Raw genomic sequence first — 25,088 nt, forward strand, 5'->3', positions numbered from 1 at the left:
GTCGAACTCGCGGTCGAACTCACGCTCGGCCGAACTCACGCGTCAATCCCCCGGCAGCACTGCGACCGGCGCGGGACCACGCTCAGTGCTCACGCGAACGCCGCTCCCGCAGCCGACGGTTCACCGGATCCGGCAACAACGCAGTGACGTCGCCGCCCAGCATCGCGACCTCCTTGGCCAACGACGACGACACGAACGAATACTGCGGCGAGGTCGCCACGAAAAACGTGTCCACATTCGCGACGTGCTTGTTCATCTGCGCCATCTGCAATTCGTATTCGAAATCGGTGCCGGTGCGCAGGCCCTTGACGATCGCGGTCATCCCGTGGGACGTCACGAAGTCCACCACCAGACCTTGACCGACCTCGACGCGCAGATTGGGCAGATGGGTGGTCGACTCCTCGATCATCGCGATCCGCTCGTCGATGTCGAACATGCCCTTTTTCGCGGGGTTGGTCAGAATGGCGACGATCACCTCGTCGAATTGCGCCGCGGCGCGTTCGAAGACGTCGATGTGACCCAACGTCACTGGGTCAAACGAGCCCGGACATACGGCGCCGCTCATAAGCGATCAAGGTAGCAGGGCGCCTGCGCCAAATTCGGCCAGCTCCAAACGGGTGTCGCCGTATACCCGCTGCGGCCATGGTGTCCAGCCATCCGGCCAGGTCAGTGTCGTACCGGCGGCGGCCCGTTCGACGATCGCCAGCGACCCCGAATGCACCCACCCGTACTGGCCCAGCGCGGCCACCACGGACTGCACCTCGGCGGTGTCGACCTCATAGGGCGGATCGGCCAGGACCAGATCGGCCGGGGATGCGGTGCCCCCGGCCAGCACGGTCGCCACCAGACCGCGGCGCAGCGTGGCACCGGGCAGGCCCAGGGCCTCGATATTGCGGGCGATGACGGCCGCGGCGCGCTGATCCGACTCGACGAACAGCGCCGACACCGCGCCGCGGGAGAGCGCCTCGAGACCCAGCGCACCCGAGCCGGCGTAGAGGTCCAGCACCGCCAGGCCGGCCAGATCCCGCCGCGCGGTGACGATGTTGAACAGCGATTCGCGGACCCGGTCGGTGGTGGGCCGGGTTCCCCGTGGTGGCACCGCGATGCGCCGCCCACCGGCCACCCCGCCGATGATCCTGGTCACACCCGTCGGCGCGTCAGCTGAGCACCACCAGCAGGTCTCCGCCCTCGACCTGCTCGGTGCTCGACACCGCGACCCGCGCCACCGTGGCGTCCTTTGGCGCGGTGATCGGAGCCTCCATCTTCATCGCCTCGATCGTGGCGATGGTCTGGCCGGCAGTGACCCGATCGCCTTCGGCCACCGAGACACTCACCACGCCGGCAAACGGCGCGGCGACATGATCGGGGTTGCCCCGGTCGGCCTTCTCCGCGGTCGGGACGGTGCTGGCAATGCTGCGATCGCGCACCAGCACCGGACGCAACTGCCCGTTGATAATGCACATCACCGTGCGCATGCCGCGCTCGTCGGGTTCGGAGATCGCTTCGAGGCCGATCAACAGGTCGACCCCGCGCTCGAGCTTCACCCGATGTTCTTCACCTTGGCGCAGACCGTAGAAGAACTGGTTTGCCGACAGGTGCGAGGTATCGCCGAAGATTTCCCGGTGTTCCTCGAATTCCTTTGTGGGGCCGGGGAATAGCAAGCGGTTCAGAGTGGCTTGGCGTTTCGGGCCGGTCAACGCCAACCCGGCCTCGTCCTCGGCGGTCAATTGCTCGATCGGCTTGGCGGGTGCCCGCCCAGCCAGCGCGGCACTACGCAACGGCTCCGGCCAGCCCCCGACCGGATCACCCAGCTCGCCGCGCAAAAATCCCAGCACCGATTCCGGAATGTCGAATCGCCCTGGGTCGGAAGCGAATTCGTCCGCACTGGCCCCCGCACCGACCAGGGCTAGGGCCAGATCGCCGACCACCTTCGACGATGGGGTCACCTTGATCAGTCGGCCCAGCACCCGGTCGGCCCCGGCGTAGGCCTCTTCGACCTCTTCGAAGCGGTCGCCCAGTCCCAACGCGATCGCCTGCTGCCGCAGGTTCGACAGCTGCCCGCCCGGAATCTCGTGGCGATACACCCGTCCGGTGGGTCCGGGCAGACCGGATTCGAACGGAGCGTAGACCTTTCGCAGCGCCTCCCAGTAGGGCTCCAGCGCGCATACCGCCGACAACGACAGGCCGGTGTCGTGTTCGGTATTTGTGGCGGCGGCGACGATCGAGCTCAGGGCGGGCTGGCTGGTGGTGCCGGCCATCGGCGCGGCGGCGCCGTCGACCGCATCCGCACCGGCCTGCCAGGCGGCCAGGTAACTGGCCAGCTGCCCGCCCGGGGTGTCGTGCGTGTGTACGTGGATCGGCAGATCGAAGCGGCTGCGCAGCGCGCTGACCAGCCGGTGCGCGGCCTGCGGGCGCAACAGTCCAGCCATGTCTTTGATGGCCAGCACGTGCGCACCGGCATCGACGATCCGCTCGGCCAGGTTGAGGTAGTAGTCCAGCGTGTAGAGCTGTTCGCCCGGATCGCTCAGGTCACCGGTGTAACACATCGCGACTTCGGCTATCGCCGAACCTGTTTCGCGCACAGCGTCGATCGCCGGCCGCATCGAGTCCAGATTGTTCAGCGCATCGAAGATGCGGAAGATGTCGATCCCGGTTGCCGTCGCCTCCTCGACGAAGGCCGACGTGACCGACTCCGGGTATGGCGTGTACCCCACCGTGTTGCGACCCCGCAGCAGCATCTGCAGACAGATATTCGGGATCTCCTCGCGCAGCGCGGCCAGCCGCTCCCACGGATCTTCCTTCAAAAACCGCAGTGCCACATCGTAAGTCGCGCCGCCCCAGCACTCCACCGACAACAGCTGCGGCATCGTGCGCGCCAGGTACGGCGCCACCATCAGCAGGCCGCTGGTGCGTACCCGGGTGGCCAGCAAGGACTGGTGCGCATCGCGGAAGGTGGTGTCGGTGACGCCGACCGCGGGCGATTCACGCAACCAGCGCGCGAAGCCTTCGGGTCCCAACTCGACGAGGCGCTGCTTGGACCCCGCGGGCGGGGCGGCCTCGAGGTCGATCTCGGGCAGCTTGTCGTGCGGATACACCATCGACTGCCGCGGCCCGTGCGGCTGGTTGACGGTGACATCGGCCAGATAGCTGAGGATCTTGGTGCCGCGGTCGGCCGAGGCTCGTGCGGTCAACAGCTGGGGACGCTCGTCGATGAAGGATGTGGTGATCCGGCCGGCCTGGAAGTCCGGGTCCTCCAGAACTGCCTGCAGGAACGGAATATTCGTCGACACGCCGCGGATCCGGAACTCCGCTATCGCGCGGCGGGCCCGGGCCACGGCCGAGTGGAAGTCGCGGCCCCGGCAGGTCAACTTGACCAGCATGGAGTCGAAATGCGCGCCGATCTCCGCGCCCAGGTTGGTGCTGCCGTCCAGGCGGATGCCCGCCCCACCGGGGCTGCGGTAGGTGCTGATCCGGCCGGTGTCGGGCCGGAACCCGTTGGCCGGGTCCTCGGTCGTGATCCGGCATTGCAGCGCGGCGCCGTGCGGGGAGATGTTCCCCTGTCGCAGCCCCAGATCGTCGAGCGTCTCACCGGACGCGATGCGCAGCTGGCTAGATACCAGGTCGACGTCCGTGATCTCCTCGGTTACGGTGTGCTCCACCTGAATTCGGGGATTCATCTCGATGAAGACGTACTGCCCGCTCTCGTCCAGCAGGAACTCCACCGTGCCCGCACAGCTGTAACCGATGTGCCGGGCGAACGCGACGGCGTCGGCGCAGATCTTGTCCCGCAGTTCGGGGGAAAGGTTTGGCGCAGGCGCCAATTCGACAACCTTCTGGTGGCGACGCTGCACGCTGCAATCCCGCTCGTACAGATGGATCACGTTGCCGACGTTGTCCGCCAGAATCTGCACCTCGATGTGACGCGGCTTGATCACCGCCTGCTCGAGGTAGACGGTCGGGTCGCCAAAGGCCGACTCGGCCTCGCGGCTGGCCGCCTCGATCGCCTCGGGCAGCCCGGCCAGCTCGGTGACCCGGCGCATCCCCCGCCCGCCGCCACCGGCAACGGCCTTGACGAACAGCGGAAACCGCATGCCGTCCGCCTCGGATTCCGCCACGGCCACCAGCTCGTCGACCGACGCCGACGGCGCCGACGAGCGCAGGACCGGCAGCCCGGCTTCGCGGGCAGCCTGGATGGCGCGCGCCTTATTCCCGGTCAGCTCAAGAATTTCCGCGCCCGGACCCACGAACGTGATTCCGGCCGACGCGCATGCCGCGGCCAGGTCCGGGTTTTCCGACAAGAAACCGTAACCCGGGTAGACGGCGTCGGCGCCGGCCCGGCGGGCGGTTTCGACGATCTCGTCGATCGACAGGTAGGCGCGCACCGGATGACCGATCTCGCCGATCTGGTAGGACTCGTCAGCCTTGAGCCGATGCTGGGAATTGCGGTCCTCATAGGCGTACACCGCAACGGTGCCCACCCCGAGTTCGTAGGCCGCGCGGAAAGCACGAATCGCGATTTCACCGCGATTGGCTACCAGCACCTTGGAGATCACTTTTGACTCCTCACAGCAGCGTCGACCAATAGTCCCAGAATCGCACCATGATCAGCAGAAACACCCCGGTAAACCATAGCGTGGTAAGCGACCACCGCCATTGGTAGAGCAGCCGCACCACGGCGCTGTCCCGGCTTTCCAGCACCGGACGCAACGCGATGGACCCCACCACCACCAGCAGCGTAATCGTCATCGCCCAGACCACCATGCAGTAGGGGCACAGAGCGCCGATCCGGTACAGGCTTTCGAGGATCAGCCAGTGCACGAACACCGCACCGACCAGGATCCCGGCGGTCAGCGCCAGCCAAAACCATTGCGGAATCGGTACTTTCGCTACCGCCAAGACTCCCGCGACCAGCACCACCGTGAAGGCCACGATGCCGAGCAACGGGTTCGGGAAGCCCAGCAGCGACGCTTGCGGTGTCACCATCACCGACCCGCACGAGATGATCGGATTGAGGTTGCAGGACGGCACGTAGGACGGGTTGAGCAGGATGTCGATCTTCTCCACCGTCAGCGTCGCCGACGCGGCCAGGCCCACCGCACCGGCGATCAGCACCCACCAGGCACTGAGCACCGGTACCTGACGCGTGGCAGCCGGTGCCGGATCTCCTGATGGTTCGGCGGGCTCGTCCGACACCGCAACGCCTACGCGGCCGCAGGGGCGACGGCCGTGTCGATGCCCGGTATGTCACCCACGATGCTCTTGATCTTGGCGACCAGCGCGTCCGGCGTCGACGGGTCGTAGTTCTCGCCGTTGATCTTGACCGTCGGCGTGGCGGTGATGCTCGCGGCCGAGGCTTCCCCGACCACCTTGGCGAGGTACTTTCCGCTGTTGATGCAGTCCGGCACCTTGCCGACGACACCGGCCTGACGGGCGTATTCGATCAGCTTTGCGTTGTCCGGGAAATTCGGGCCCCGCTCGTCGGGCTGGATCCCTTTGGAGAACAGCGCGGTGTGGAAGCGCCGGAACGCATCCATGTTCTCGTCCGCGACACAGAGCGCCGCCGCCCCCGCCCGCGAGGAATAGTTCTGGGTTTTAGTGCTGTCCAGGATGGCCACCATCGCGTAATCCGCCGCAATGGCGCCGGCGTCGATCAGCCTGGATACCGTCGGCCCGAAGGTCCGCTCGAAATTACCGCAGGCCGGGCACAGGAAGTCCTCGTAGAAAGTGACCACGGCCTTGGGGTTGTTCGTACCGGGCTGGGTGACCAGCTTGCTGGACGTCACCCGCACCGTGTCGCCCTCACCGGGCACGCCGCCCTTCTTGTCGTGATGCGACGTCACAATGTAGAACACGAGCGCAACCGCGAAAATGACGATGAACGCGGTGCCCCCGATCTGAATGAGCCGGCCGGACTTACCGTCGGAGGCCTTCAGGTCGAATCGGGGGGGACGTTTCGATTTGTCGGCCACGGTTCCGGAGATCCTTTGCGTGCGTGGGGTCGGCTTGCGATCGGGTCCGTCAGTCGGCGACGGCGCTTCTAGGTTACCGGCGTGGGGCCCCGCACGGATCAGGCCCGGCTCAGGTGAGCGCGCAGCGCCGAGATCAGATCGCTGGTGGCGGCCGCGCTGTCGCCGCCGAGCTGAAACACACTGGCGAAGCCGTGCGTCAGGGAACCGAGATAGCGCAGGTCAACCGGAGTGCCAGCCTCCTGTAAGGCCGCCGCGTAACGCTGTCCCTCATCGCGCAACGGGTCAAACCCGGCGACCGCGATCAGCGCGGGCGCCAGCCCGGACAGCGACTCGGCGTACACCGGCGACACGCGCGGGTCCGCCAGGTCGATGCCGGTGCCAGTCAGGTATTGCTCGGTGAACCAGTCGATGTCGCGCTTGGTCAGCACGAAGCCACGCGCGAACAGGCTCAGCGACCGGGTGTGGGCGGTGAAGTCGGTCCGGGGGTAGATCAGCCATTGCAGCAGCGGCGCCGGACCACCCTCGTCGCGCGTCAGCTGGCACACCACGGCGGCCAGGTTGCCGCCGGCACTGTCACCACCGACCGCGACCCGCCCTGGGACCGCACCGAGTTCGGCCGCATGTTCGCACGCCCACCGATACGCCGCGTAAGCGTCGTCGATTGCGGCCGGCGCCGGGTGCTCGGGAGCCAGCCGGTAATCGACCGACAGGACGTGCACACCGGCGTCGCGGCTGGTCAGCCGGCACAGCGCATCGACGGTGTCCAGGTCGCCCAGCGTCCAACCGCCGCCGTGGTAGAAGACCAGCAGGTCGGCGGCCGCACCGCTGGCCGGACGGTAGTGCCGCGCCGGAATCGAGCCGGCGGGCCCCGGCAGCGTCAGCTCTTCGACCGTGACGTGAATCTGCGGGCCGGGCAGCGCCAGCATCGACTGGCGCAGCTGCGCCCGAGATGCCGCCGGGTCGCCGCGGACGACCAATCCGTCGATACCGCCGAGCCGCAGCCCGGACAGCATCAACTGCAGGGTGGGGTCCAGTGTGTTGCCGTCGATGATGATCGCCCGGCCGGCGCACATGACCCGCTTGGCCGGGTTCGGGATCCACGGAATGGCCTTGACGCCGACGGTCGTCACGACGTCCTGCACACGGTCGGCCCAGCGGGTCGATCCGCGCCGAGCTCCGAGACGCACCTCCGGTGCGCCTGGCAGACTCTGTGTCATGCCCGGTCCCCTCGAACAAAACTCTGAACAAAACTCTGCGAAAAACCCTGCCCAGAACGTAGTCACGCTCAATGACGGTCTTGCAATACCCACCGTAGGGCTCGGAGTCTTTCAGGTTCCCCCGGCGGAGACCGAACAGGCGGTGAGTGCCGCGCTACGCGTCGGCTACCGGCATATCGACACCGCCGCCGCCTACCGCAATGAACGAGAGACCGGCCGTGCGATTGCCAATTCCGGCGTGCCGCGCGATCAACTCTACGTGGTGACCAAACTGTGGAACGCGGACCAGGGTTACGACAGCACCTTGGCCGCATTTGAGGCCAGCATGGACCGGCTCGGGCTGGACTATCTGGATCTGTACCTCATCCATTGGCCGCTTCCCGCGCTCGGAAAGTTCGTCGAGACGTTCAAGGCTTTCGCGCATCTGCGCGATCAGGGCCGCATCCGCTCGATTGGGGTCAGCAATTTCGAGCCCGAGCACCTGATGGTGCTCATCGATGCCACCGGCATCGTGCCGGCGGTCAATCAGGTTGAGTTGCACCCGCGGTTCTCCCAGCCGGAAGTGCGGAAAGTGCACGCGCAACACGGGATTGCGACCGAGGCGTGGGCGCCACTGGGCCAAGGCGCGCTGCTGACGCACCCCAGCGTCATCGCGGTCGCCGAAGGATGTGGGCGAACACCGGCCCAGGTGTTGATTAGGTGGCATATACAGCTCGGTAATATCGTGATCCCCAAGTCGGTGAACCCTGCACGGATTGCGAGTAACTTCGACGTGTTCGATTTCGAACTCAGCGCCGATCAAATGGCGTCGATCTCCTCGCTCGACGACGGAACTCGGCTTGGCCCGGATCCGAAAACCTTCACTTTCACAGGTAGGTGAATGACCTTGACTGGCGACTCGAGCGCCGCCGTACCCTCGATTGCTCTCAATGACGAAAACACGATGCCGGTGCTGGGCCTCGGCGTCGCGGATTTGTCAGAAGAGCAGACCGAGCGCGCCGTAACAGCGGCGCTGGAGGTCGGCTGCCGACTGATCGACACCGCCTCGGCCTACGGCAACGAGGCCGCCGTCGGCCGCGCCATCGCCGCCTCCGGAATCCCCCGCGCGGAGATCTTCGTGACCAGCAAGCTGGCCACCTCCGATCAGGGCTTCAAGGGCGCCGAGGATGCCTGCGTCGCCAGCGTGGAGCGGCTGGGCCTGGACTACGTCGACCTCTACCTGATCCACTGGCCGGCCCCGGCGCTGGGCAAGTACGTGGATTCCTTCGGCGGGTTGCTGCAGGCCCGCGGTAAAGGACACACCCGTTCGATCGGTGTCTCCAACTTCACCCAGGAGTACCTGGAGATGGTGATCGACCTGGTCTTCACCACGCCGGCGGTCAACCAGATCGAGCTGCATCCCCTGCTCAACCAGGCCGACATGCGCAAGGTAAACGCTCAGCACAATGTCGTGACGCAGTCTTACACCCCGCTGGCGCTGGGCAGGCTGATGGACAACCCGACCGTGGCCTCGGTGGCCGGCGAATACGGCAAGACACCCGCGCAGGTGCTGCTGCGGTGGAATGTACAACTGGGGAACGCGGTCGTCTTTCGGTCGACCTCCGCCGAGCACATTGCCGGGAACCTGGACGTGTTCGACTTCGAGCTGGCCGCCGAACACATGGACGCGATCAACGCCCTGCACGACGGCACCCGGCTGCGCCCGGATCCGGAAACCTACGACGGCACCTGAGCGGCGGTCCCGTCAGGCAGGCCGTCTCCAGGGAGCCCTGCCGGGCGCGGATCGACGGCCCGGATTTGTCGTACCTAGTTGCGATGATGGGGTTATGTCTTTGACCGCGTCGCCTCCCGTGGTGGTGGGTCCTGCCGGGCGCCTTGAGGTGTTGTTTGAGGAGTTGGCGGAGTTGACCGGTCAGCGGAATGCGATTGATGGGCGCATGGTGGAGATCGCCGCGGAGATCGAGCGCGACGAGCTGTGCGGTGTGACCGGGGCGCGGTCGGTGGCGGCGTTGATGGCCTGGAAGACGGGGTCGTCGTCGGCGAATGCCCACACGATCGCCGCGGTGGCGCACCGGCTGGCGGAGTTTCCGCGCTGCGTGGCGGGGATGCGGGAGGGCCGGTTGTCGCTGGATCAGGTCGGGGTGATCGCGGCGCGCGCGGGTGCGGGTTCCGATGAACACTATGCGGAGCTGGCCGCGGTCGCGACGGTTAATCAGTTGCGGACGGCGGTCAAGCTGGAACCGCGACCCGAACCCGAGTCCCGGCCGGGCCCGCAGGCCTCGATTACCCACACCTGCACCGAACAGTTCAGCTGTTGGCGGATCACCCTGCCGCATCTGGATGCGGCGACGTTCGAGGCGGCACTGGCGGCGCATCGTGATGCGCTGATCGGCGAGTGGAAACACGACCACGACAATGGCGCGCATTCCTGCGCTCAGGTGCCGCCGCTGCCGGGCACCGTCGAGGCGTTTATGCGCCTGGTCGAAACCGGGTGGGACGTTGAGGCGGCCCGCCGGCCCCATGGACAGCACACCACGGTAGTGGTCCACGTCAATGCCGCGCAGCGTGCGGCGGCGTTGCATCTGGGTCCACTGCTCTCTGAGGCCGAACGCCAATACCTCAGCTGTGATGCCACCGGTGAGGTGTGGCTGGAACGCGACGGGCAGGTCATCGGCGCCGGGCGCAGCACCCGGGTGATCAACCGAGGCTGCGCCGCGCCCTGGAGCACCGCGACCGCACCTGCGTGGTGCCCGGCTGCGGCGCCACCCGCGGGCTGCACGCCCACCACCTGCGCCACTGGGAAGACGGCGGGCCCACCGAGTTGGCCAACCTGGTCCTGGTCTGCCCGTATCACCACCGGGCACACCACCGCGGCCTGATCACCCTCACCGGACCCGCCGACAAGCTCACCATCACCGACAACTCCGGGCGAGCACTCCGCCCAGGATCCCTCGCGCGTCCACCCACCCAACCTCCACCCGCGGTCCCACCCTGTCCCGGGCCCACCGGCGAACGCGCCAACTGGTGGTGGTACGAACCCTTCCAACCCCAACCACCACCAACCAACTAGCCCGGTGAAGCATCCTCCGATGCTGAAACTTGTTGGGACATAAAGAAATTTGTGCGGGCCCTACGAATGTCCTGGTCAACTCCTGGGGCACGTCTGAGCAGCCCGGCGCAACACGTCCGCCGACGGCTGGTCCACGGGTAGCTGATAGCCGCGCAGCACCGCGACGAACTGCATCGCGTATTGGCAGGCGAACGCCGTGTTCGGCGGCATCCACAGCGCCGGCGGCTGATCGCCCTTGTCCTGATTAGCCTGACCCTGCACGGCCAGCAGATTGGCTGGGTCGTTGCCGAAGCGCCGTCGCTGCGAGTCCGGCCAGCCGAAAGCCCCCATGTCCCAGGCGTAGGCGAGCGGGACGATGTGGTCGATCTGCACCGATTCGCCGACCTTGGCGCCGCGCCGGAAGGCGATGGTGGTGTTGGTGTACGGGTCGTGCAGGATGCCGGTGGCCACGGCGGCGGGACACCGCTTGATCGACACGAAGGTCTTGTCGACGAGATCGCGGTCCAGAATGTCGTCGCGGGTGTCACAGCCGTTGTGGCCGCCGGGAGCGTCGTTGTCATCGTCCCAGGCGTCGCCGAAGGCCGCCCGACGATAGTCGTAGCGGTGGGCCCGCTGCGGCAGCACCGCAACACCGGCCAACACGTCGATGCCGGGCGCCACCGTGGGCACGCCGGCGCGGGCGGTGATCTCGGTGTGCTTGGCCGCCGTGGAGTCCAGCGTTTGATAGGCGACCAGCACCGCGACCACCGCGGCCAGCGACAGCCACAGCAGCGCCCGGCGGTTCATCGGCGCCGCTCCTTGTCATCGCTTCGTTCTGCATAGTCGCCGGCGGTCATGACTTGTCCAGGTATTCGATGCGGTCGGTGTCGGTGAATTGCGCTGCCAGCAAAGCCAATCCGGGCCGGTTGCTGTTCTCTTCGTAAGCCTTGGTGCAATACTCGCGCGCGGCTTCGAGGTAGGCCAGGTGGTCGGCCAGCGACAGCAGGCGCAGCGCGATCGCTCGCCCGGATTGATTGCGGCCCAACACATCTCCTTCACGGCGCTCCTTGAGGTCCAATTCGGAGAGGGCGAAACCGTCCATGGTCTCGGCGACGGCGCGCAGTCGCCGGCCGGCCGGCGAGGCCGGCGAGCTCCAGGTGGCCAGCAGGCACAGGCTGGGATGCTCACCGCGGCCGATGCGGCCCCTGAGCTGATGCAACTGACTGATCCCGAACCGGTCGGCGTCCATCACCAGCATCACGGTCGCGTTGGGAACGTCGACGCCGACCTCGATGACGGTGGTACACACCAGCACGTCGATCTCGCCGGCCCGAAAGGCCGCCATCGCGGCGTCCTTCTCCTCGGCAGGCAACCGGCCATGCATCAGCCCGAGGCGCAGCGTGGCCAGCTCACCGGAGCGCAGCCGCGTGAACAGACCCTCGGCGGTTTCCGTCGGGTGCGCCTCCTCGGCGCTCTTCCCCGACTCGTCGGACTCGTCGATGCGCGGCGCCACCACGTAGGCCTGCCGACCGGCCGCGACCTCCTCGCGGATGCGCTGCCAGGCGCGGTCCAGCCAGGCGGGTTTCTCCTTGACGAAGATGACGTTGCTGGTAATCGGCTGGCGCCCGCGCGGCAGTTCGCGCAGCGTCGAGGTTTCCAGGTCGCCGTAGACCGTCAGCGCGACCGTGCGCGGGATCGGAGTCGCCGTCATCACCAGCAGGTGTGGCGTGATCCCCGCAGGAGCCTTGGCCCGCAACTGATCCCGTTGCTCCACCCCGAACCGGTGTTGCTCGTCGACCACCACCATGCCCAGGTTGTGAAACTCCACCGCGTCCTGCAGCAGCGCGTGCGTGCCGATGACGATGCCGACCTGCCCGCTCGCGATGTCGGCGCGGACCTGATTCTTCTGCGCGGCGGACATCGATCCGGTCAGCAGCGCGGCCCGGGTCGCGTTGTCTGCCCCGCCCAGCTGGCCGGCCATAGCCAGGGGGCCGAGCACGTCGTTGATCGACCGCAGATGTTGTGCCGCAAGGACTTCGGTGGGAGCCAGCAGGGCGCACTGGTAGCCCGCGTCGACCATCTGCAGCATCGCCAGCACCGCAACGATCGTCTTGCCGGAGCCGACCTCGCCCTGCAGCAGCCGATTCATCGGCCGCGTCGCCGCGAGCCCGTCGGACAGCACCCCGAGCGTTTCACGTTGCCCCGCAGTCAGCTCAAACGGTAAACGGCGCAACAGTTCTGCTACCAACCCATCGAGGCGTGGCGGCGCCGACGGTCCCGATTGCGACAGCTCGCCATGCCGGCGCGAGACCAGCGCCCACTGCAGACCGACGGCTTCGTCGAAGGTCAGCCGTTCCCGCGCGCGGCGGCGGTCCACCTCGTCCTCGGCCAGATGAATGGCGCGCAGCGCCTCATCTTCGGAGATCAGGCCGTGGGCGGCGATCAGTTCGGCGGGCAGCGGGTCCGCGACGGGCTCGAGGACGTCGAGGACTTGACGCACGCAGGAGAAGATGTCCCAGCTCTGCAGTTTGGTGCTGGCCGGATAGATCGGGAAGAAGCGGCGCTCGAACTCCGACATCAACACCTCGCCGCTGACGGCCCGGGAGGCGTCGGCGATGGACTTGAGCGCCTTACTGCCGCGGTTGCGTCGTCCGGGCGCGTCGAGGAGGAGAAAGTCCGGGTGCGTCAACTGCATGACGTTTCGGAAATATCCGACCTCCCCGGAAAGCATCACCTTGGCCCCCGTGGTGAGGTCCTTGCTCAGGTAGTCCGCGTTGAAGAACGTCGCGGTCACCTTGTTGCGCCCGGAGCCGACGGTGATGCGCAGGCATTTACGCCTCGGGTTCTTCTTCATGGGAAACGTGTGGGTATCGGTGATCGTGTCGACGAGGGTGATGTGCTGACCCGTTTCGGGCCGGTCGTCGTCGCTATCCCAGCGGGCGGCGCCCTCGGAGTAGCTGCGCGGGTAGTGGCGCAGCAGATCGTCCACGGTGCGGATGCCGAACACCTCGTCGAGGGGATCCGCGGCCTTGGCACCCAGCAGGTAGTCCAACCGATCTTGCAGCGACACCACGACTACTCGACCCCGATCAACAGCGCGTCCCCCCGATGCCCGGTGCGGTAGGTCACCAGCTCGGTGCCCGGATGGTGATCGTGTACGTGCTGCTGCAGCACGTCGGTCACCGCCGCGCCGCTCGAAGTCAGCACCCCGGCGCCGACCAGCACCGTCACCAGATCACCACCCGAGGCCAGCAGCAGGTCGAGCAGGCCGATCGCCGCCCCGGTCACGTCGTCGGCGACGATGAGCACCTCGTCGCCGGCGATGCCCAAGCCGTCGCCCGGCTGGCAGCGGCCGGCCCAAGTCAGCGCGCTCTCGGCGGCGATGCGCACCGAGCCGCAGCGGGCACTGCCGGCGGCGCGGGCCATCGTGTAGCCGTCGTCGACGGCCTGGCGATCCGTTTCGTGCACGGCCAACGCGGCGAGGCCCTGCACCATCGACCCCGTCGGTATCGGCACCACGTCGATGCCCCAACCGATCGCCGCGGTGCAGCCGGCGACCAGCTCTTCGGCGGCCACGTACCCATTGGGCAGCACCATCACCTGGGCGGCCCCGGTGTCGACGACGGCCCGCATCAGCTGGTGGGCGCTCACGGTCGTGGCCTGGTCACTCCCCTGCCGGTCCAGTCGCAGCACGTGCGCCCCCTCGCCGGCGAACAGCGCGGCCGCGCCGTCCCCGTCGACCACGGCCACCACCGCCCGCTCCCGGGTCCAGCTGCCCGCCGGCAGTCCGACCGCGCCGGAACTCAGCGCGGAAATCACGATCCGGCTCAGCCGCCCGGCCGCCAAACCCGCTTCGACCGCGGCACCGGCGTCGTCGGTATGTACGTGCACCGAGTAGCTGCTCGAGGACTTCGTTGAATCCGTCGCGATCGCCACCGATTCACCCAGTTCTTCGAGCCGCTGCCGCAGCCGGTCGGCGGTGCGGGCGTCACAACCGGCCAGCGCGTACATCACCTCGAACTGCGGCGCGGGCCGCTCGGCTCCGGCGGGCACTGGCTGCGCGCGCGGCGACAGTTCATAGACCGTGCGGATGGGCGGCGGCCCGGTGACCGTCGAGCGCAACGCATCCAATAGGACCAGCAAGCCACGTCCGCCGGCGTCCACGGCACCGGCGTCAGCCAGCACTTCGAGCTGCTCGGGCGTCTTCTCCAGGGCGACGACCGCCGCGTCGCCGGCAGCGGTGACCGCCGCGGCCAAGCCGTCGTTGGCGCACTCCTCGACGGCCTGGGCGGCGGCCCGTAGCACCGAGACGATGGTGCCGGGAACCTCCTCACCCCCCATCGAGGCGATCACCAACTCAACCCCGCGCTGCAACGCCGCACCGAGCAACGGGGCGTCCAGGTGCGGCAGTTCGCCGCCGGCTTCGGCGGCCGCGGTCGCGGTGACGTCGGCGATGCCGCGCAGGATTTGCGACAGAATCACCCCGGAATTGCCGCGGGCGCCGTTCAGCGCGCCCACCGACAGGGCGGACGCGGTCCGGGCCACGCAGCCGGAGCCGCCGTCGGCGCCGCCGCCCGCGTTGGCCTCGGCCAGCGCGGAACGCATGGTGAACAGCATGTTCGCCCCGGTGTCGGAGTCGGCGACCGGGAACACGTTGAGGCGGTTGATCTCGTCGATATGCGTGATCAGGTCGCTGACGGCAGTGTGGGCCCAGTCCCGCAGCGCCGGCGCATCGAGCAGACGATCCGGATTGCCCACGTGACCCACCTCCTCGGGCGATTCGAGCCAGCCGACCGGTCTATTGAGCCTAGCCAGCGGCCGCGACAGTGTCGGTGTTCAACCGACCGTCGCTTGTGCAGCGTTTTGGTGGTTGCCCACCACTGTCGGTATCCTGGACCGGCCCGGGTAACCTGGGCCGTTCCGGCTCGCGAGCTGACCGTGCCGGATCCCCGAACATTTGAGGAGCAAGAACGATGGCCGCTGTGTGCGAAATCTGCGGGAAAGGCCCCGGCTTCGGCAAGTCGGTGTCCCACTCCCACCGGCGCACCAGCCGGCGCTGGGACCCGAATGTTCAGACCGTGCACGTGGCGACTCGCCCGGGCGGCAACAAGAAGCGCGTCAACGCATGCACGTCCTGCATCAAGGCCGGCAAGGTCGTCAGGGCCTAGCCCGGCCGGCCACCGCGCCTACATCGCGATGTGCCCGGCGTCCACGGGTATCGACACGCCCGTCACATAGCGAGCGCGGGGACTGACCAACCACAGCACTGCTTCCGTCACGTCCTGCGCCTCGACCAGCGGCACATCGGGTAGCAGCATCTGAGCCACCGCCGGATTGGGCTTCTCGAGCATCCGGTTGACCACGAATTCGTTGATGATCATCGGAGTCGCGACGCCGGCCGGATGCACCGAGTTGACCCGAATCTTGTGTGGCGCATACGCATTGGCCGCCGACCGCATCAACCCCACCACGCCGTGTTTGGACGCGGCGTAGGCGAACATCGCGGCGCTGCCATCGCCGCCGCGGCCGGTGAGGCCCTGCGAGGAGCTGACCATCACGATCGATCCCCCGAGACCCTTGCGGACCATCGACGGCACCGTGGCCAGCAGCGTGTGCCATACGCCCTTGAGGTTGGTGTCGACGATCGACGTGAATACCGGCTCGTCGTGCGTGTCGTCGTTGCCGATCGCCACCACCCCGGCGTTGGCGATGACGATGTCGATCTCGCCGAGCTCGTCGATCCCGCCGCGCACCGCGGCCTGCAACTGTTGCGGGTCGCGGACATCGGCGACCCCGGGCACCGCCTTGCGGCCGGTAGCTTCCACCAGCCGCACCGTCTCCTCGAGGTCCGATTTGGTTGCCAGCGGATAGGGAATCGCGTCGATGTCGGCGCAGATGTCCACCGCGATGATGTCGGCGCCCTGTTCGGCGAGCGCCACCGCGTGGCTGCGGCCCTGGCCGCGGGCCGCGCCGGTAATGACGGCGACCCTGTTGTCGAGTTCGCCCATGGCTACACCTCCAGCTTCGTGCGGGTCTGTTCTGCGGCGACGGCCACCGGACGGGCGGCCGGCGCCCGGGCGGTGCCCAGCCCGACGCCGCTGGTCGCCCCGGTCACGAGGATCCGTTTACCGGTCAAGTCGCCGAGGCCGCTCGGCGTCCAAGGTATTGCCACGGCGATCAAGAGTAATGGGCGGTTCTAGGTAAGTCGGGTCAGTTCTGCCAACATGGTCTGCGACACCGGTGGACGAGTTCATCGAGGATGGCTTGGCATGAGTGACAGCGCGCGAGAAATCACCAACCTGATCTACAGCTATGCCGAGCTGCTCGACGGCGGGAATCTGGACGCGGTGGCCGGTCTTTTCACCCACGGCCGCATCTGCGGCGTGGCGGACGGGCCGCCGGCTACGGTGTTCGAAGGGCCGGCCCGGGTGCGGCACATGTACGAGATGGCCACCCGATTCTACGAAGACGGCACGCCCAAGACCCGCCACCACACCACGAACGTGCAGTTGTTCGTCGACGAGGACGCGGGCACCGCGCGGAGCACCTCGTATTACTGCGTCACGCAAGCAACCCCGGATCTGCCCCTGCAGGTGATCGTCACCGGGCGTTACCGAGACACCTTTCACCGGGTCGACGGTGCCTGGTGGTTCGACAGCCGCACCATGTTCGTCGACCAGGTTGGCGACGTCAGCCAGCACCTGAAGTTCTGATCGAGTAGCAACATCGTGCGCGTTCGGTCCGGGTCGATGTCCTTTTACTCCAAGGGCTTTGGCCAGTTCGTCGGCGGAACGGCCGTTGGCTGAACACCCGGTCGCGGCCACCGCCGGTGAGCCGCATCATCCGGCTCGCACATCCGATGGCGGGCCGTCAACTCCCCGGATGACGTTGGGGCACCGACCAGGACGGCACTGCTGGCACACTTCGCCGACTTCACCGGCCAGCTCAGCCACGGTGGGTACCGCTTAGGGCAACCGCCAGTCGATCGGTTCAGCTCCCATGCCGGTGAGCAACTCGTTGGCGCGGCTGAACGGGCGCGAGCCGAAGAATCCGCGCGAGGCGGACAGCGGGGACGGGTGCGGCGACTCGATCGCCACGCAATTGCCCTCGGCCAGAATCGGTTTGAGCGTCGACGCGTCGCGGCCCCATAGGATCGCTACCAGCGGTCGCGACCGGGCCACCAGGGCGCGGATGGCGCACTCGGTGACCGGTTCCCAGCCCTTGCCGCGATGCGAGGCCGGGTTGCTCGGCCGCACCGTCAGGACCCTGTTCAACAGCAGCACCCCGCGCTGCGCCCACGGCGTCAGATCGCCGCAGCCAGGTCGCGGATGACCCAGGTCGGCCGAGTACTCGTCGAAGATGTTGGACAGGCTCCGCGGCAGCGGACGCACGTCGGGAGCCACCGAGAAGCTCAAACCCACCGCGTGTCCGGGTGTCGGGTAGGGATCCTGGCCCACGATCAGCACCCGTACCTCATCGAACGGAAAGGTGAAGGCGCGCAGCACGTTCGGACCGGCGGGCAGATACCGACGGCCCGCCGCGATTTCCTCTCGCAGGAACTGCCCCATCCGAGTCACCTGGTCGGCGACCGGCTCCAGCGCCGCAGCCCAGCCCGGCTCCACGAGTTCATGTAACGGACGCGCAGTCATCCCACCACCGTGTCGGTCACATTGTCATTAAACGGCACGCTAGTCCTGGAACGACTGCCAGCCCGGGTATCCCTGCCACGGCGCACCGTCGACCAGCACCCGGGCCGGGCCGTCGAGCACCCGCCCGATGACACGCCACCCCGGTGGCAGCGGACCCGCGAAACACGCAGCCAGAGCGTGGTCTTCGCCACCGCCCAGCACCCACGAGTAAGGATCTTCATCCACGGTGGCCGCGGCCGCGCTGAGCGCGTCGCGGTCGGGGGCCAGTGCCGCGGTGGACAGGTCGATACCCACACCCGACGCCTGCGCGACGTGCTGCAGGTCGGCGATCAGGCCGTCGGAGACGTCGATCATGGCCTGCGCACCGTGCGCGGCGGCCACCGCGCCCTGACCGTAGGGTGGTTCCGGCACCAGATGACGGGACCGTAACTGCTCGAACCCGCCAATACCTTTGTGCCACAATGCATATCCTGCCGCTGAACGCCCCAACTCGCCGGCGACGGCAAGCACGGCCCCCGGTTGGGCACCGGACCGCAGCACCGGGGACCGGCCGTTCAGATCGCCCAGCACCGCAATCGAGAGCACCCAGTGCGGGGAGCTGACCAGATCACCGCCGGCGATGCCGGCGCCGATTCGCGTTGCCTCTTCCCACATTCCGTCGGCCAGCGCCTCCACCTCCGCCGTCGGCGTCTCGGCGGGCGCGCCGAGGCCGACCACGAACGCCGTGGTCCGGCCGCCCATGGCTTCGATGTCGGCGGCGTTCTGCGCGATGGCCTTACGACCGACGTCACGCGGGGTCGACCAGTCCAGCCGGAAATGCCGGCCGGCGACCAGCATGTCGGTCGACACCAGCGTTCGACCGTCGCCGAAGGTCAGCACCGCCGCGTCGTCGCCGGGTCCCACCAGCACCGCTGCGGGTTGACGGCGACCACGAACCAGCCGGTCGATCACGGCGAACTCGCCGAGCTGCCCCAACGTGGACGGCGCGTCCGCGGGATCGTCGGGCATGTCCACCTCCTGTGCCGCGTTCGGTGCCATCAGCCCCTCGTCTAGCAGTCCGACCTGCGGTAAATTTGGTCCCTGCCCGCGCGAGCGGACCGCGCCAGTGTAGAGCGCTGTGGCGACGCGGACCCGGTGCGGCCCAGGAAAATCGCGAATGCGATGCAACGTAACGAGGGGAGGTGCCGGTATTCGGCGCGCTCCGTCGACGATCGGGCGATGATGGCGACTTCGGGCACCGACCCGGTAGCGAACTCCGACGACCTGGGCGGGCCCCCGAGGGGACTGCTGATCGCCGCGGTGGTGGTCGCGGTGCTGGCGGTCGGCGTCGTGCTGGGGATCGCGGCGACCCGTCAGGCACCGCCGCAACCGGTCGCCCTGCCCGGCGTCCAGGCGCCGCAGGCCGGCAGCCCCGCATGCCGGGCGCTGGCAGCGGCGCTGCCGGACCGGCTCGGCGACTACCAGCGGACACCACTGGCCCAGCCGGCACCCGAGGGCGCCACTGCCTGGCGCGCCAAACCGGACACCGAACCGGTGGTACTGCGCTGCGGGCTCGACCGTCCCATCGGTTTCGTGGTGGGGTCCCCGATCCAGGTGGTCGATCAGGTCCAGTGGTTCGAGGTCGCCGGCGAACAGCAATCCGCCGGTGCCGCAGGCAGATCCACCTGGTACACCGTCGACCGGCCGGTCTATCTCGCGCTCACGCTGCCGATGGGGTCCGGGCCGACGCCGATTCAACAGGTTTCCGAGGTGATCGCCCGCACCATCACGGCCGTGCCCATCGATCCCGCTCCCCCGGTGCAGCCTTAGCGCAGGCCGACGCCCCGGGCCAACGCGGTCTCGACCATCGTCGCCAGCAGGGTGGGATAGTCCACGCCGCTGGCCGCCCACATCCTCGGAAACATCGAGATTGTGGTGAACCCGGGCATCGTGTTGACCTCGTTGATCACCGGCCCGTCGTCGGTCAGGAAGAAGTCGACCCGGGCCAGGCCCTGGCAATCGATGGCATTGAAGGCCCGGATCGCTAATTGCCGTACGGTGTCGGCGATGTCGTCGTCGACCTTGGCGGGAACATCCAATTCGGCTGCGTCGTCGAGGTATTTGGTCGCGAAGTCGTAGAAGCCGTCCTCGCGTCCTCGCACCCCCGCCACCCGGATCTCGCCGACCGTGCTGGCTTCTATTGTGCCGTCCGGCATTTCGAGCACGCCGCATTCCAGCTCGCGTCCGTTGATCGCGGCCTCCACGATCACCTTCGGATCATGGCGCCGGGCGTCGGCGACCGCGGCGGCCAGCTCGTCCCAATTCGTCACCCGGTTGACGCCGATCGAGGAACCACCGCGAGCGGGTTTGACGAACACGGGCAAGCCGAGCCGCTCGCACTCGTGAGGCGGCAGCGTCGGTTGCGACGGCCGCAGCACCGCGTGCGCCCCAACCGGAAGTCCCGCGGCGGCAAGCAGCTTCTTGGTGAACTCCTTGTCCATCCCGACCGCGCTGGACAGCACCCCGGCACCGACATAGGGCACACCCGCCAATTCGAGCAGTCCTTGGATGGTGCCGTCTTCGCCGTAGGGACCGTGCAGCACCGGGAACACCACGTCGACCGACCCCAGAACTTCACCGGCCCCGGTCGACAAGGACACCAACTGGCCGCTGCGTCGCGGATCGGCCGGCAATGCCAACTCGGTGCCCGAGGCCACCGTCACCCCGGGCAGTCGCCGGTTGGTGATCGCCAGCGCGTCCGGGTCGCCGTCGGTAAGCACCCATGAGCCTTCGGGCGTGATGCCGATCGCGACGACCTCGAATCGCTGCGGATCGAGGTTGCGCAAGATGCTGCCCGCGGACACGCACGAGATCGCATGCTCGTTGCTGCGTCCGCCGAAGACGATCGCCACGCGCACCCGCTTGGGTGACACAGGGGACCCGCTCGTCCGGTCAGCGGCGTTCACAACCTAAAGAGGCTACCGGTTGCGCCGCTGGCAGGCCGGGTCGCCGCTCCCCGGGCGGGGTTGGTGCTGGACCGCCGCCGTTATGGGTGCGGCCTCACTCGGGCTTGGTGCTGCGCCCCAGCAGCAGCGCCATCGCCTGGTCGACCGAGAGACCCTTGTGACAAACCCGGTGCACCGCGTCGGTGAGGGGCATTTCGACGTCGTAGCTGGACGCCAGTGCGAGCACGGATTCGCAGGAGGTCACGCCCTCGACCACGTGTCCGTCCTTGCCCTCCAGCGCAGACTGGATCGTCGCACCCCGGCCCAGCTGCTCCCCCATCGAGCGGTTGCGCGAATGCGGCGACGAGCAGGTGGCCACCAGGTCACCCACCCCGGCCAGGCCGGCCAGCGTGGCACCCTTGGCGCCCAGTGCGATGCCCAGCCGCATGATCTCCGCCAGGCCGCGGGTGATGATCGCCGCGACCGTGTTTTCGCCCAGACCGACGCCGACCGCCATGCCGCAGGCGAGCGCGATGACGTTCTTGCAGGCCCCGCCGATCTCGGTGCCGATGACGTCGCTGTTGGTGTACGGGCGAAAGTAGCCGGTGTTCAGCATCCGCTGCAGGGCGACGGCGCGGCCGGAGTCGCTGCATGCCACGACGGTGGCGGCCGGCTGGCAATCGGCGATCTCGCTGGCCAGGTTCGGCCCGGAAATCACCGCGACCTGCGAGGGATCGACGCCGGTCACCGAGACGATGACCTGGCTCATCCGCATTAGCGTCTCCAGTTCGATGCCCTTGGCCAGGCTCACCAGCGTTGCACCGTCGGTGATCAGCGGGGCCCACTGCTCGAGATTGCCCCGCAGTGTCTGCGCCGGCACGCCCAGCAACACCGTCGTGACGCCGTCCAACGCGTCGGCAGCGTCGGTGGTGGCCCGGATGCGCGCCGGCAGCAGGGTGCCGGGCAGATAGGTCGGGTTGTAGTGGGTGGCGTTGATCTGCTCGGCCACGTCGGGCCGCCGCGCCCACAGCCTGATCTCGGCGTCCGGCGCCCTGCTTTCTTCGGGGGCCCCTTCTAGGACCTCGGCAAGCACCTTTGCCAATGCCGTCCCCCACGCCCCGGCGCCCATCACCGCCACGGTGCCCGCTGTGCTGGCCATGTCCCCAATCCTGATCCGTCCCGATCTGTCCCGACTTGTCCCGGGACGCCGCATCGGTGGCCGCTACACCCTAGAACAGGCAGCCGGCATCGTCACCACGATGTTCGCGACGATGCTCACGAGGATGCTCGCGAGGCCGTGAACCGCGGCGCTGGCAGGATTGACGCCATGAGCGGCACACGGGCCGACGGTGCCGGCGACATCGCGTTGATCATCGCCGTCAAGCGGCTGACCGCCGCCAAGACCAGGCTGGCGCCGGTGTTCTCGGCGCGGACTCGCGAGACCGTGGTGCTCGCCATGCTGGTGGACACCGTGACAGCCGCGGGGCGAGTCGGCTCGGTCGGTTCGATCACGGTCATCACGCCGGACGAGGCGGCCGCCGCGGCCGTGGCAAAGCTCGGCGCGCACGTGCTCGCCGACCCCACACCCCAGGGCCATTCCGATCCGCTCAACCACGCGATCGCCACCGCAGAGCGCTCCGTCGCCGGATCATTCTCCAATGTCATTGCGCTGCAAGGAGATTTGCCCGCGTTGCAGACTCAGGAGCTGGCTGACGCGATCGCCGCCGCTCGCCAGTACCGGCGCAGCTTCGTCGCCGACCGGCTGGGGACGGGCACCGCCGCGCTGTGCGCCTTCGGCGCCGCGCTGGAGCCGCAGTTCGGTTCGGATTCCGCCGCGCGCCATCGTCATTCGGGCGCCATCGAACTGACCGGACCGTGGCCGGGCCTGCGCTGCGACGTCGACACTCCCGCCGACCTAGCGGCCGCCCGCCGCCTCGGCGTCGGATCGGCAACCGCACGCGCCATCGCGCAGCACTGAGAGCCGCGGTGTAGCAAACCTGTCCGCTCGATGAACGCCGCGCCAACGACGGATGGATGTCTACCATGCGCTAGCAGCACCGCCGGGTGATGCGCCATGATTCCAGGGTGACCGAAATCGAAGCGCAAGCACGTGTCGACGAAACTGTGTGGCAACCTTCCGAGAGCGCCGTCGGAGCACCACCGGCGACGACCCAGGCCGCCATCGACGACGCGCTGCCGGAGGATCGGTACCTCAACCGCGAACTGAGCTGGCTGGACTTCAACGCACGCGTGCTGTCGCTGGCCGCCGACACATCGCTGCCGTTGCTGGAAAGGGCCAAGTTTCTGGCCATCTTCGCGTCCAACCTCGACGAGTTCTACATGGTCCGGGTGGCGGGGCTCAAGCGCCGCGACGAGATGGGACTGTCGGTCCGCTCGGCGGACGGCCTGACGCCGCGCGAGCAACTGGCCCGCATCGGCGAGCAGACGCAGCGCATCGCGACGCGGCATGCCCGGGTGTTCCTCGACGCCGTGCGACCCGCGCTGGCGCAGGAAGGGATCTACATAGTCACCTGGGCGGATTTGGATCAGGCTGAACGAGAGCAACTCTCGATCTACTTCAACGAGCAGGTCTTCCCGGTGCTGACCCCGCTGGCCGTCGATCCGGCACACCCGTTCCCGTTCGTGAGCGGGTTGAGCCTGAACCTGGCCGTCACCGTCAAGGACGACGGTGGCCAGCACTTCGCCCGAGTCAAGGTTCCCGACAACGTCGATCGTTTCGTGGAGCTGGAAAGACGCAGTGACGCGGAGGGAACCGACGGGCACGCGGCCATTCGTTACCTGCCGATGGAGGAGCTCATCGCCGCCTTTCTTCCGGTTCTCTTCCCGGGCATGGAAATCGTGGAGCACCACGCGTTCCGCATCACCCGCAATGCCGATTACGAGGTTGAAGAGGATCGCGACGAAGACTTGCTGCAGGCCCTCGAGCGGGAACTGGCCCGCCGCCGATTCGGTTCGCCGGTACGGCTGGAGATCGCCGACGACATGACCGAGAGCATGCTGGAGCTGCTGCTACGGGAGCTCGATGTGAATCCCGGTGACGTCGTTGAGGTTCCCGGCCTGCTTGACCTCTCGTCGCTATGGCAGATCTACGGCGTCGACCGGCCGGCACTGAAAGATCGTGCCTGGGTTCCGGCCACCAGCCCCGCCTTCGCGGATCGGGAGACACCCAAGAGCATCTTCGCGACGCTGCGCGAAGGCGATGTGCTGCTTCATCATCCGTATGAGTCGTTCTCCACGAGTGTGCAGCGATTCATCGAGCAGGCGGCCGCCGACCCCAACGTCCTCGCCATCAAGCAGACGCTGTACCGCACCTCCGGTGATTCGCCGATCGTGCGCGCACTCATTGCCGCCGCCGAGGCCGGCAAGCAAGTGGTGGCGCTCGTGGAGATCAAGGCGCGGTTCGACGAGCAGGCCAACATCCGCTGGGCACGAACGCTAGAGCAGGCCGGCGTGCATGTGGTCTACGGGTATGTCGGACTCAAGACACACTGCAAAACCTGCCTGGTGGTACGGCGCGAAGGTGCCACGATCCGGCGCTACTGCCATATCGGAACCGGCAATTACAATGGCAAGACGGCGCGGCTCTACGAGGACGTCGGTCTGCTCACCGCCGCACCGGATATCGGCGCCGACCTGACGGACTTGTTCAATTCGCTTACCGGGTATTCACGCAAGGTGTCCTACCGCAACCTCTTGGTTGCCCCGCACGGCATTCGGACCGGCATCATCGAGCGCGTCAACCGCGAGATCGAGACGCACCGTGCACACGGTGGCGGCCGCATCCGAATGAAGATGAATGCATTGGTCGACGAACAGGTCATCGATGCGTTGTATCGGGCATCGCGGGCCGGCGTGCAGGTGGAAGTCGTGGTACGCGGTATCTGCGCCTTGCGGCCGGGTGTGGAAGGTTTCTCGGAAAACATTTCCGTCCGGTCGATTCTGGGCCGATTCCTCGAGCACTCGCGCATCATGCATTTCAGTGGCATCAATGAGTTCTGGATCGGCAGCGCGGACATGATGCACCGCAATCTCGACCGGCGCGTCGAGGTGCTGGTTCAAGTCAAGGACCCGAAGCTGACGGCCTACCTCAACGAGTTGTTCGAGTCGGCGCTGGATCCGGCGACGCGGTGCTGGGAACTCGAGTCCGGCGGCAAGTGGATCGCGGCGCCCCGAGACGGCCACACCGTGCGCGATCACCAGGAGTCACTCATGGAGCGGCACCGCAGCGCCTGACGTCATGTGGTAGTTTTCCAGGCCAC

21 protein-coding genes and 2 pseudogenes are annotated in these 25,088 nt (G+C 67.6%); 8 read left to right on the forward strand and 15 right to left on the reverse strand.

Translation table 11 applies throughout. From position 1 onward, the window contains the following. Window positions 1-82: 82 nt before the first annotated feature. The 6 genes from coaD to G6N33_RS03915 all read right to left on the reverse strand — a co-directional run bounded on the left by coaD (window position 83) and on the right by G6N33_RS03915 (window position 7,186). Window positions 83-565, reverse strand: coding sequence for a pantetheine-phosphate adenylyltransferase (coaD, locus tag G6N33_RS03890; protein WP_044510673.1), 483 nt, complete (start codon window positions 563-565; stop codon window positions 83-85). Between the two features lie 6 nt (window positions 566-571). Next, window positions 572-1,144 carry a 16S rRNA (guanine(966)-N(2))-methyltransferase RsmD gene (gene rsmD / locus G6N33_RS03895; RefSeq protein ID WP_044510671.1) on the reverse strand — a complete coding sequence of 191 codons (573 nt, stop codon included), beginning with the start codon at window positions 1,142-1,144 and terminating at the stop codon, window positions 572-574. A gap of 13 nt (window positions 1,145-1,157) precedes the next feature. Next, window positions 1,158-4,553: a pyruvate carboxylase gene (locus G6N33_RS03900; RefSeq protein ID WP_044510665.1), complete on the reverse strand. Its 3,396-nt coding sequence runs from the start codon at window positions 4,551-4,553 to the stop codon at window positions 1,158-1,160. Window positions 4,554-4,563: 10 nt separating this feature from the next. Further along, complete coding sequence (locus tag G6N33_RS03905) at window positions 4,564-5,193, reverse strand: vitamin K epoxide reductase family protein (protein ID WP_044510664.1); 630 nt, start codon at window positions 5,191-5,193, stop codon at window positions 4,564-4,566. Between the two features lie 8 nt (window positions 5,194-5,201). Next, window positions 5,202-5,969, reverse strand: a complete 768-nt coding sequence (locus G6N33_RS03910) for a DsbA family protein (protein ID WP_044510662.1) — start codon at window positions 5,967-5,969, stop codon at window positions 5,202-5,204. 98 nt (window positions 5,970-6,067) lie between these two features. Further along, window positions 6,068-7,186 (reverse strand): alpha/beta hydrolase, encoded by a 1,119-nt coding sequence (locus G6N33_RS03915; RefSeq protein WP_101528590.1) that lies wholly within the window; start codon window positions 7,184-7,186, stop codon window positions 6,068-6,070. On the opposite strand from G6N33_RS03915, the gene G6N33_RS03920 reads away from it, so the two are divergent. The 3 genes and pseudogenes from G6N33_RS03920 to G6N33_RS03935 all read left to right on the forward strand — a co-directional run bounded on the left by G6N33_RS03920 (window position 7,185) and on the right by G6N33_RS03935 (window position 10,256). Further along, on the forward strand, window positions 7,185-8,066 hold the full coding sequence (locus tag G6N33_RS03920; RefSeq protein ID WP_081662230.1) for an aldo/keto reductase: 882 nt from the start codon (window positions 7,185-7,187) through the stop codon (window positions 8,064-8,066). The genes G6N33_RS03915 and G6N33_RS03920 overlap by 2 nt on opposite strands. A gap of 6 nt (window positions 8,067-8,072) precedes the next feature. Then, window positions 8,073-8,918: an aldo/keto reductase gene (locus G6N33_RS03930; protein WP_179962698.1), complete on the forward strand. Its 846-nt coding sequence runs from the start codon at window positions 8,073-8,075 to the stop codon at window positions 8,916-8,918. Between the two features lie 94 nt (window positions 8,919-9,012). Then, a pseudogene (locus G6N33_RS03935) lies at window positions 9,013-10,256 on the forward strand (HNH endonuclease signature motif containing protein). A gap of 75 nt (window positions 10,257-10,331) precedes the next feature. Here the strand turns inward: G6N33_RS03935 and G6N33_RS03940 are convergent. From G6N33_RS03940 to G6N33_RS03950, 3 genes are read right to left on the reverse strand one after another with little or no spacing between them, the layout of a single operon-like run. Then, entirely contained in the window at window positions 10,332-11,042 is a 711-nt protein-coding gene (locus tag G6N33_RS03940) for an HNH endonuclease family protein (RefSeq protein WP_044510657.1), read from the reverse strand. Between the two features lie 46 nt (window positions 11,043-11,088). Next, window positions 11,089-13,308: an ATP-dependent DNA helicase RecG gene (recG, locus tag G6N33_RS03945; protein WP_044510655.1), complete on the reverse strand. Its 2,220-nt coding sequence runs from the start codon at window positions 13,306-13,308 to the stop codon at window positions 11,089-11,091. 2 nt (window positions 13,309-13,310) lie between these two features. After that, window positions 13,311-14,993, reverse strand: a complete 1,683-nt coding sequence (locus G6N33_RS03950; RefSeq protein WP_101528679.1) for a DAK2 domain-containing protein — start codon at window positions 14,991-14,993, stop codon at window positions 13,311-13,313. Between the two features lie 215 nt (window positions 14,994-15,208). Here G6N33_RS03950 and rpmB point away from each other — a divergent pair, with 215 nt between their 5' ends. Continuing rightward, on the forward strand, window positions 15,209-15,403 hold the full coding sequence (gene rpmB / locus G6N33_RS03955; RefSeq protein ID WP_044510652.1) for a 50S ribosomal protein L28: 195 nt from the start codon (window positions 15,209-15,211) through the stop codon (window positions 15,401-15,403). Window positions 15,404-15,421: 18 nt separating this feature from the next. On the opposite strand, the gene G6N33_RS03960 is transcribed toward rpmB, so the two are convergent. After that, complete coding sequence (locus G6N33_RS03960) at window positions 15,422-16,243, reverse strand: mycofactocin-coupled SDR family oxidoreductase (RefSeq protein WP_044510650.1); 822 nt, start codon at window positions 16,241-16,243, stop codon at window positions 15,422-15,424. Between the two features lie 11 nt (window positions 16,244-16,254). Next, window positions 16,255-16,407 (reverse strand): annotated as a pseudogene (locus tag G6N33_RS27960) (SDR family NAD(P)-dependent oxidoreductase); the annotation flags it as partial. Window positions 16,408-16,504: 97 nt separating this feature from the next. On the opposite strand from G6N33_RS27960, the gene G6N33_RS03970 reads away from it, so the two are divergent. Beyond that, window positions 16,505-16,948 (forward strand): nuclear transport factor 2 family protein, encoded by a 444-nt coding sequence (locus G6N33_RS03970; RefSeq protein WP_044510649.1) that lies wholly within the window; start codon window positions 16,505-16,507, stop codon window positions 16,946-16,948. A 252-nt stretch (window positions 16,949-17,200) separates the two neighbouring features. Here the strand turns inward: G6N33_RS03970 and G6N33_RS03975 are convergent, their stop codons facing one another. Together G6N33_RS03975 and G6N33_RS03980 are read right to left on the reverse strand one after the other, a co-directional pair. Continuing rightward, window positions 17,201-17,884, reverse strand: a complete 684-nt coding sequence (locus tag G6N33_RS03975) for a uracil-DNA glycosylase (RefSeq protein ID WP_044510647.1) — start codon at window positions 17,882-17,884, stop codon at window positions 17,201-17,203. 39 nt (window positions 17,885-17,923) lie between these two features. Beyond that, complete coding sequence (locus G6N33_RS03980; RefSeq protein ID WP_044513100.1) at window positions 17,924-18,892, reverse strand: thiamine-phosphate kinase; 969 nt, start codon at window positions 18,890-18,892, stop codon at window positions 17,924-17,926. Window positions 18,893-19,102: 210 nt separating this feature from the next. Between G6N33_RS03980 and G6N33_RS03985 the strand changes: the two genes are divergently transcribed. Next, window positions 19,103-19,693, forward strand: coding sequence for a DUF3515 domain-containing protein (locus G6N33_RS03985; protein ID WP_101528678.1), 591 nt, complete (start codon window positions 19,103-19,105; stop codon window positions 19,691-19,693). Here the strand turns inward: G6N33_RS03985 and G6N33_RS03990 are convergent. Both G6N33_RS03990 and G6N33_RS03995 read right to left on the reverse strand, forming a co-directional pair. Then, window positions 19,690-20,796 (reverse strand): D-alanine--D-alanine ligase family protein, encoded by a 1,107-nt coding sequence (locus G6N33_RS03990; protein WP_231382599.1) that lies wholly within the window; start codon window positions 20,794-20,796, stop codon window positions 19,690-19,692. The two genes, G6N33_RS03985 and G6N33_RS03990, sit on opposite strands and share 4 nt — an antisense overlap. Before the next feature lie 127 nt (window positions 20,797-20,923). Next, a complete protein-coding gene (locus G6N33_RS03995; RefSeq protein WP_044510641.1) occupies window positions 20,924-21,967 on the reverse strand; it encodes an NAD(P)H-dependent glycerol-3-phosphate dehydrogenase in 1,044 nt (347 codons plus the stop codon). A 168-nt stretch (window positions 21,968-22,135) separates the two neighbouring features. Between G6N33_RS03995 and cofC the strand changes: the two genes are divergently transcribed. Both cofC and G6N33_RS04005 read left to right on the forward strand, forming a co-directional pair. Then, window positions 22,136-22,786 (forward strand): 2-phospho-L-lactate guanylyltransferase, encoded by a 651-nt coding sequence (gene cofC / locus G6N33_RS04000; RefSeq protein ID WP_044510639.1) that lies wholly within the window; start codon window positions 22,136-22,138, stop codon window positions 22,784-22,786. An 89-nt stretch (window positions 22,787-22,875) separates the two neighbouring features. Next, window positions 22,876-25,062, forward strand: a complete 2,187-nt coding sequence (locus G6N33_RS04005) for an RNA degradosome polyphosphate kinase (RefSeq protein ID WP_408632762.1) — start codon at window positions 22,876-22,878, stop codon at window positions 25,060-25,062. The last annotated feature ends 26 nt before the right edge of the window (window positions 25,063-25,088 follow it).

The sequence above is a fragment of the Mycobacterium simiae genome, assembly GCF_010727605.1.
Classification (GTDB): domain Bacteria; phylum Actinomycetota; class Actinomycetes; order Mycobacteriales; family Mycobacteriaceae; genus Mycobacterium; species Mycobacterium simiae.

Coding starts and splice junctions, on each gene's coding strand:
- coaD (WP_044510673.1), bottom strand. CDS start 565: ATGAGCGGCGCCGTATGTCCGGGCTCGTTTGACCCAGTGACGTTGGGT.
- G6N33_RS03920 (WP_081662230.1), top strand. CDS start 7,185: ATGCCCGGTCCCCTCGAACAAAACTCTGAACAAAACTCTGCGAAAAAC.
- G6N33_RS03915 (WP_101528590.1), bottom strand. CDS start 7,186: ATGACACAGAGTCTGCCAGGCGCACCGGAGGTGCGTCTCGGAGCTCGG.
- G6N33_RS03940 (WP_044510657.1), bottom strand. CDS start 11,042: ATGAACCGCCGGGCGCTGCTGTGGCTGTCGCTGGCCGCGGTGGTCGCG.
- rpmB (WP_044510652.1), top strand. CDS start 15,209: ATGGCCGCTGTGTGCGAAATCTGCGGGAAAGGCCCCGGCTTCGGCAAG.
- G6N33_RS03960 (WP_044510650.1), bottom strand. CDS start 16,243: ATGGGCGAACTCGACAACAGGGTCGCCGTCATTACCGGCGCGGCCCGC.
- G6N33_RS03970 (WP_044510649.1), top strand. CDS start 16,505: ATGAGTGACAGCGCGCGAGAAATCACCAACCTGATCTACAGCTATGCC.
- G6N33_RS03975 (WP_044510647.1), bottom strand. CDS start 17,884: ATGACTGCGCGTCCGTTACATGAACTCGTGGAGCCGGGCTGGGCTGCG.
- G6N33_RS03980 (WP_044513100.1), bottom strand. CDS start 18,892: ATGCCCGACGATCCCGCGGACGCGCCGTCCACGTTGGGGCAGCTCGGC.
- G6N33_RS03985 (WP_101528678.1), top strand. CDS start 19,103: ATGATGGCGACTTCGGGCACCGACCCGGTAGCGAACTCCGACGACCTG.
- G6N33_RS03995 (WP_044510641.1), bottom strand. CDS start 21,967: ATGGCCAGCACAGCGGGCACCGTGGCGGTGATGGGCGCCGGGGCGTGG.
- cofC (WP_044510639.1), top strand. CDS start 22,136: ATGAGCGGCACACGGGCCGACGGTGCCGGCGACATCGCGTTGATCATC.
- G6N33_RS04005 (WP_408632762.1), top strand. CDS start 22,876: ATGCGCCATGATTCCAGGGTGACCGAAATCGAAGCGCAAGCACGTGTC.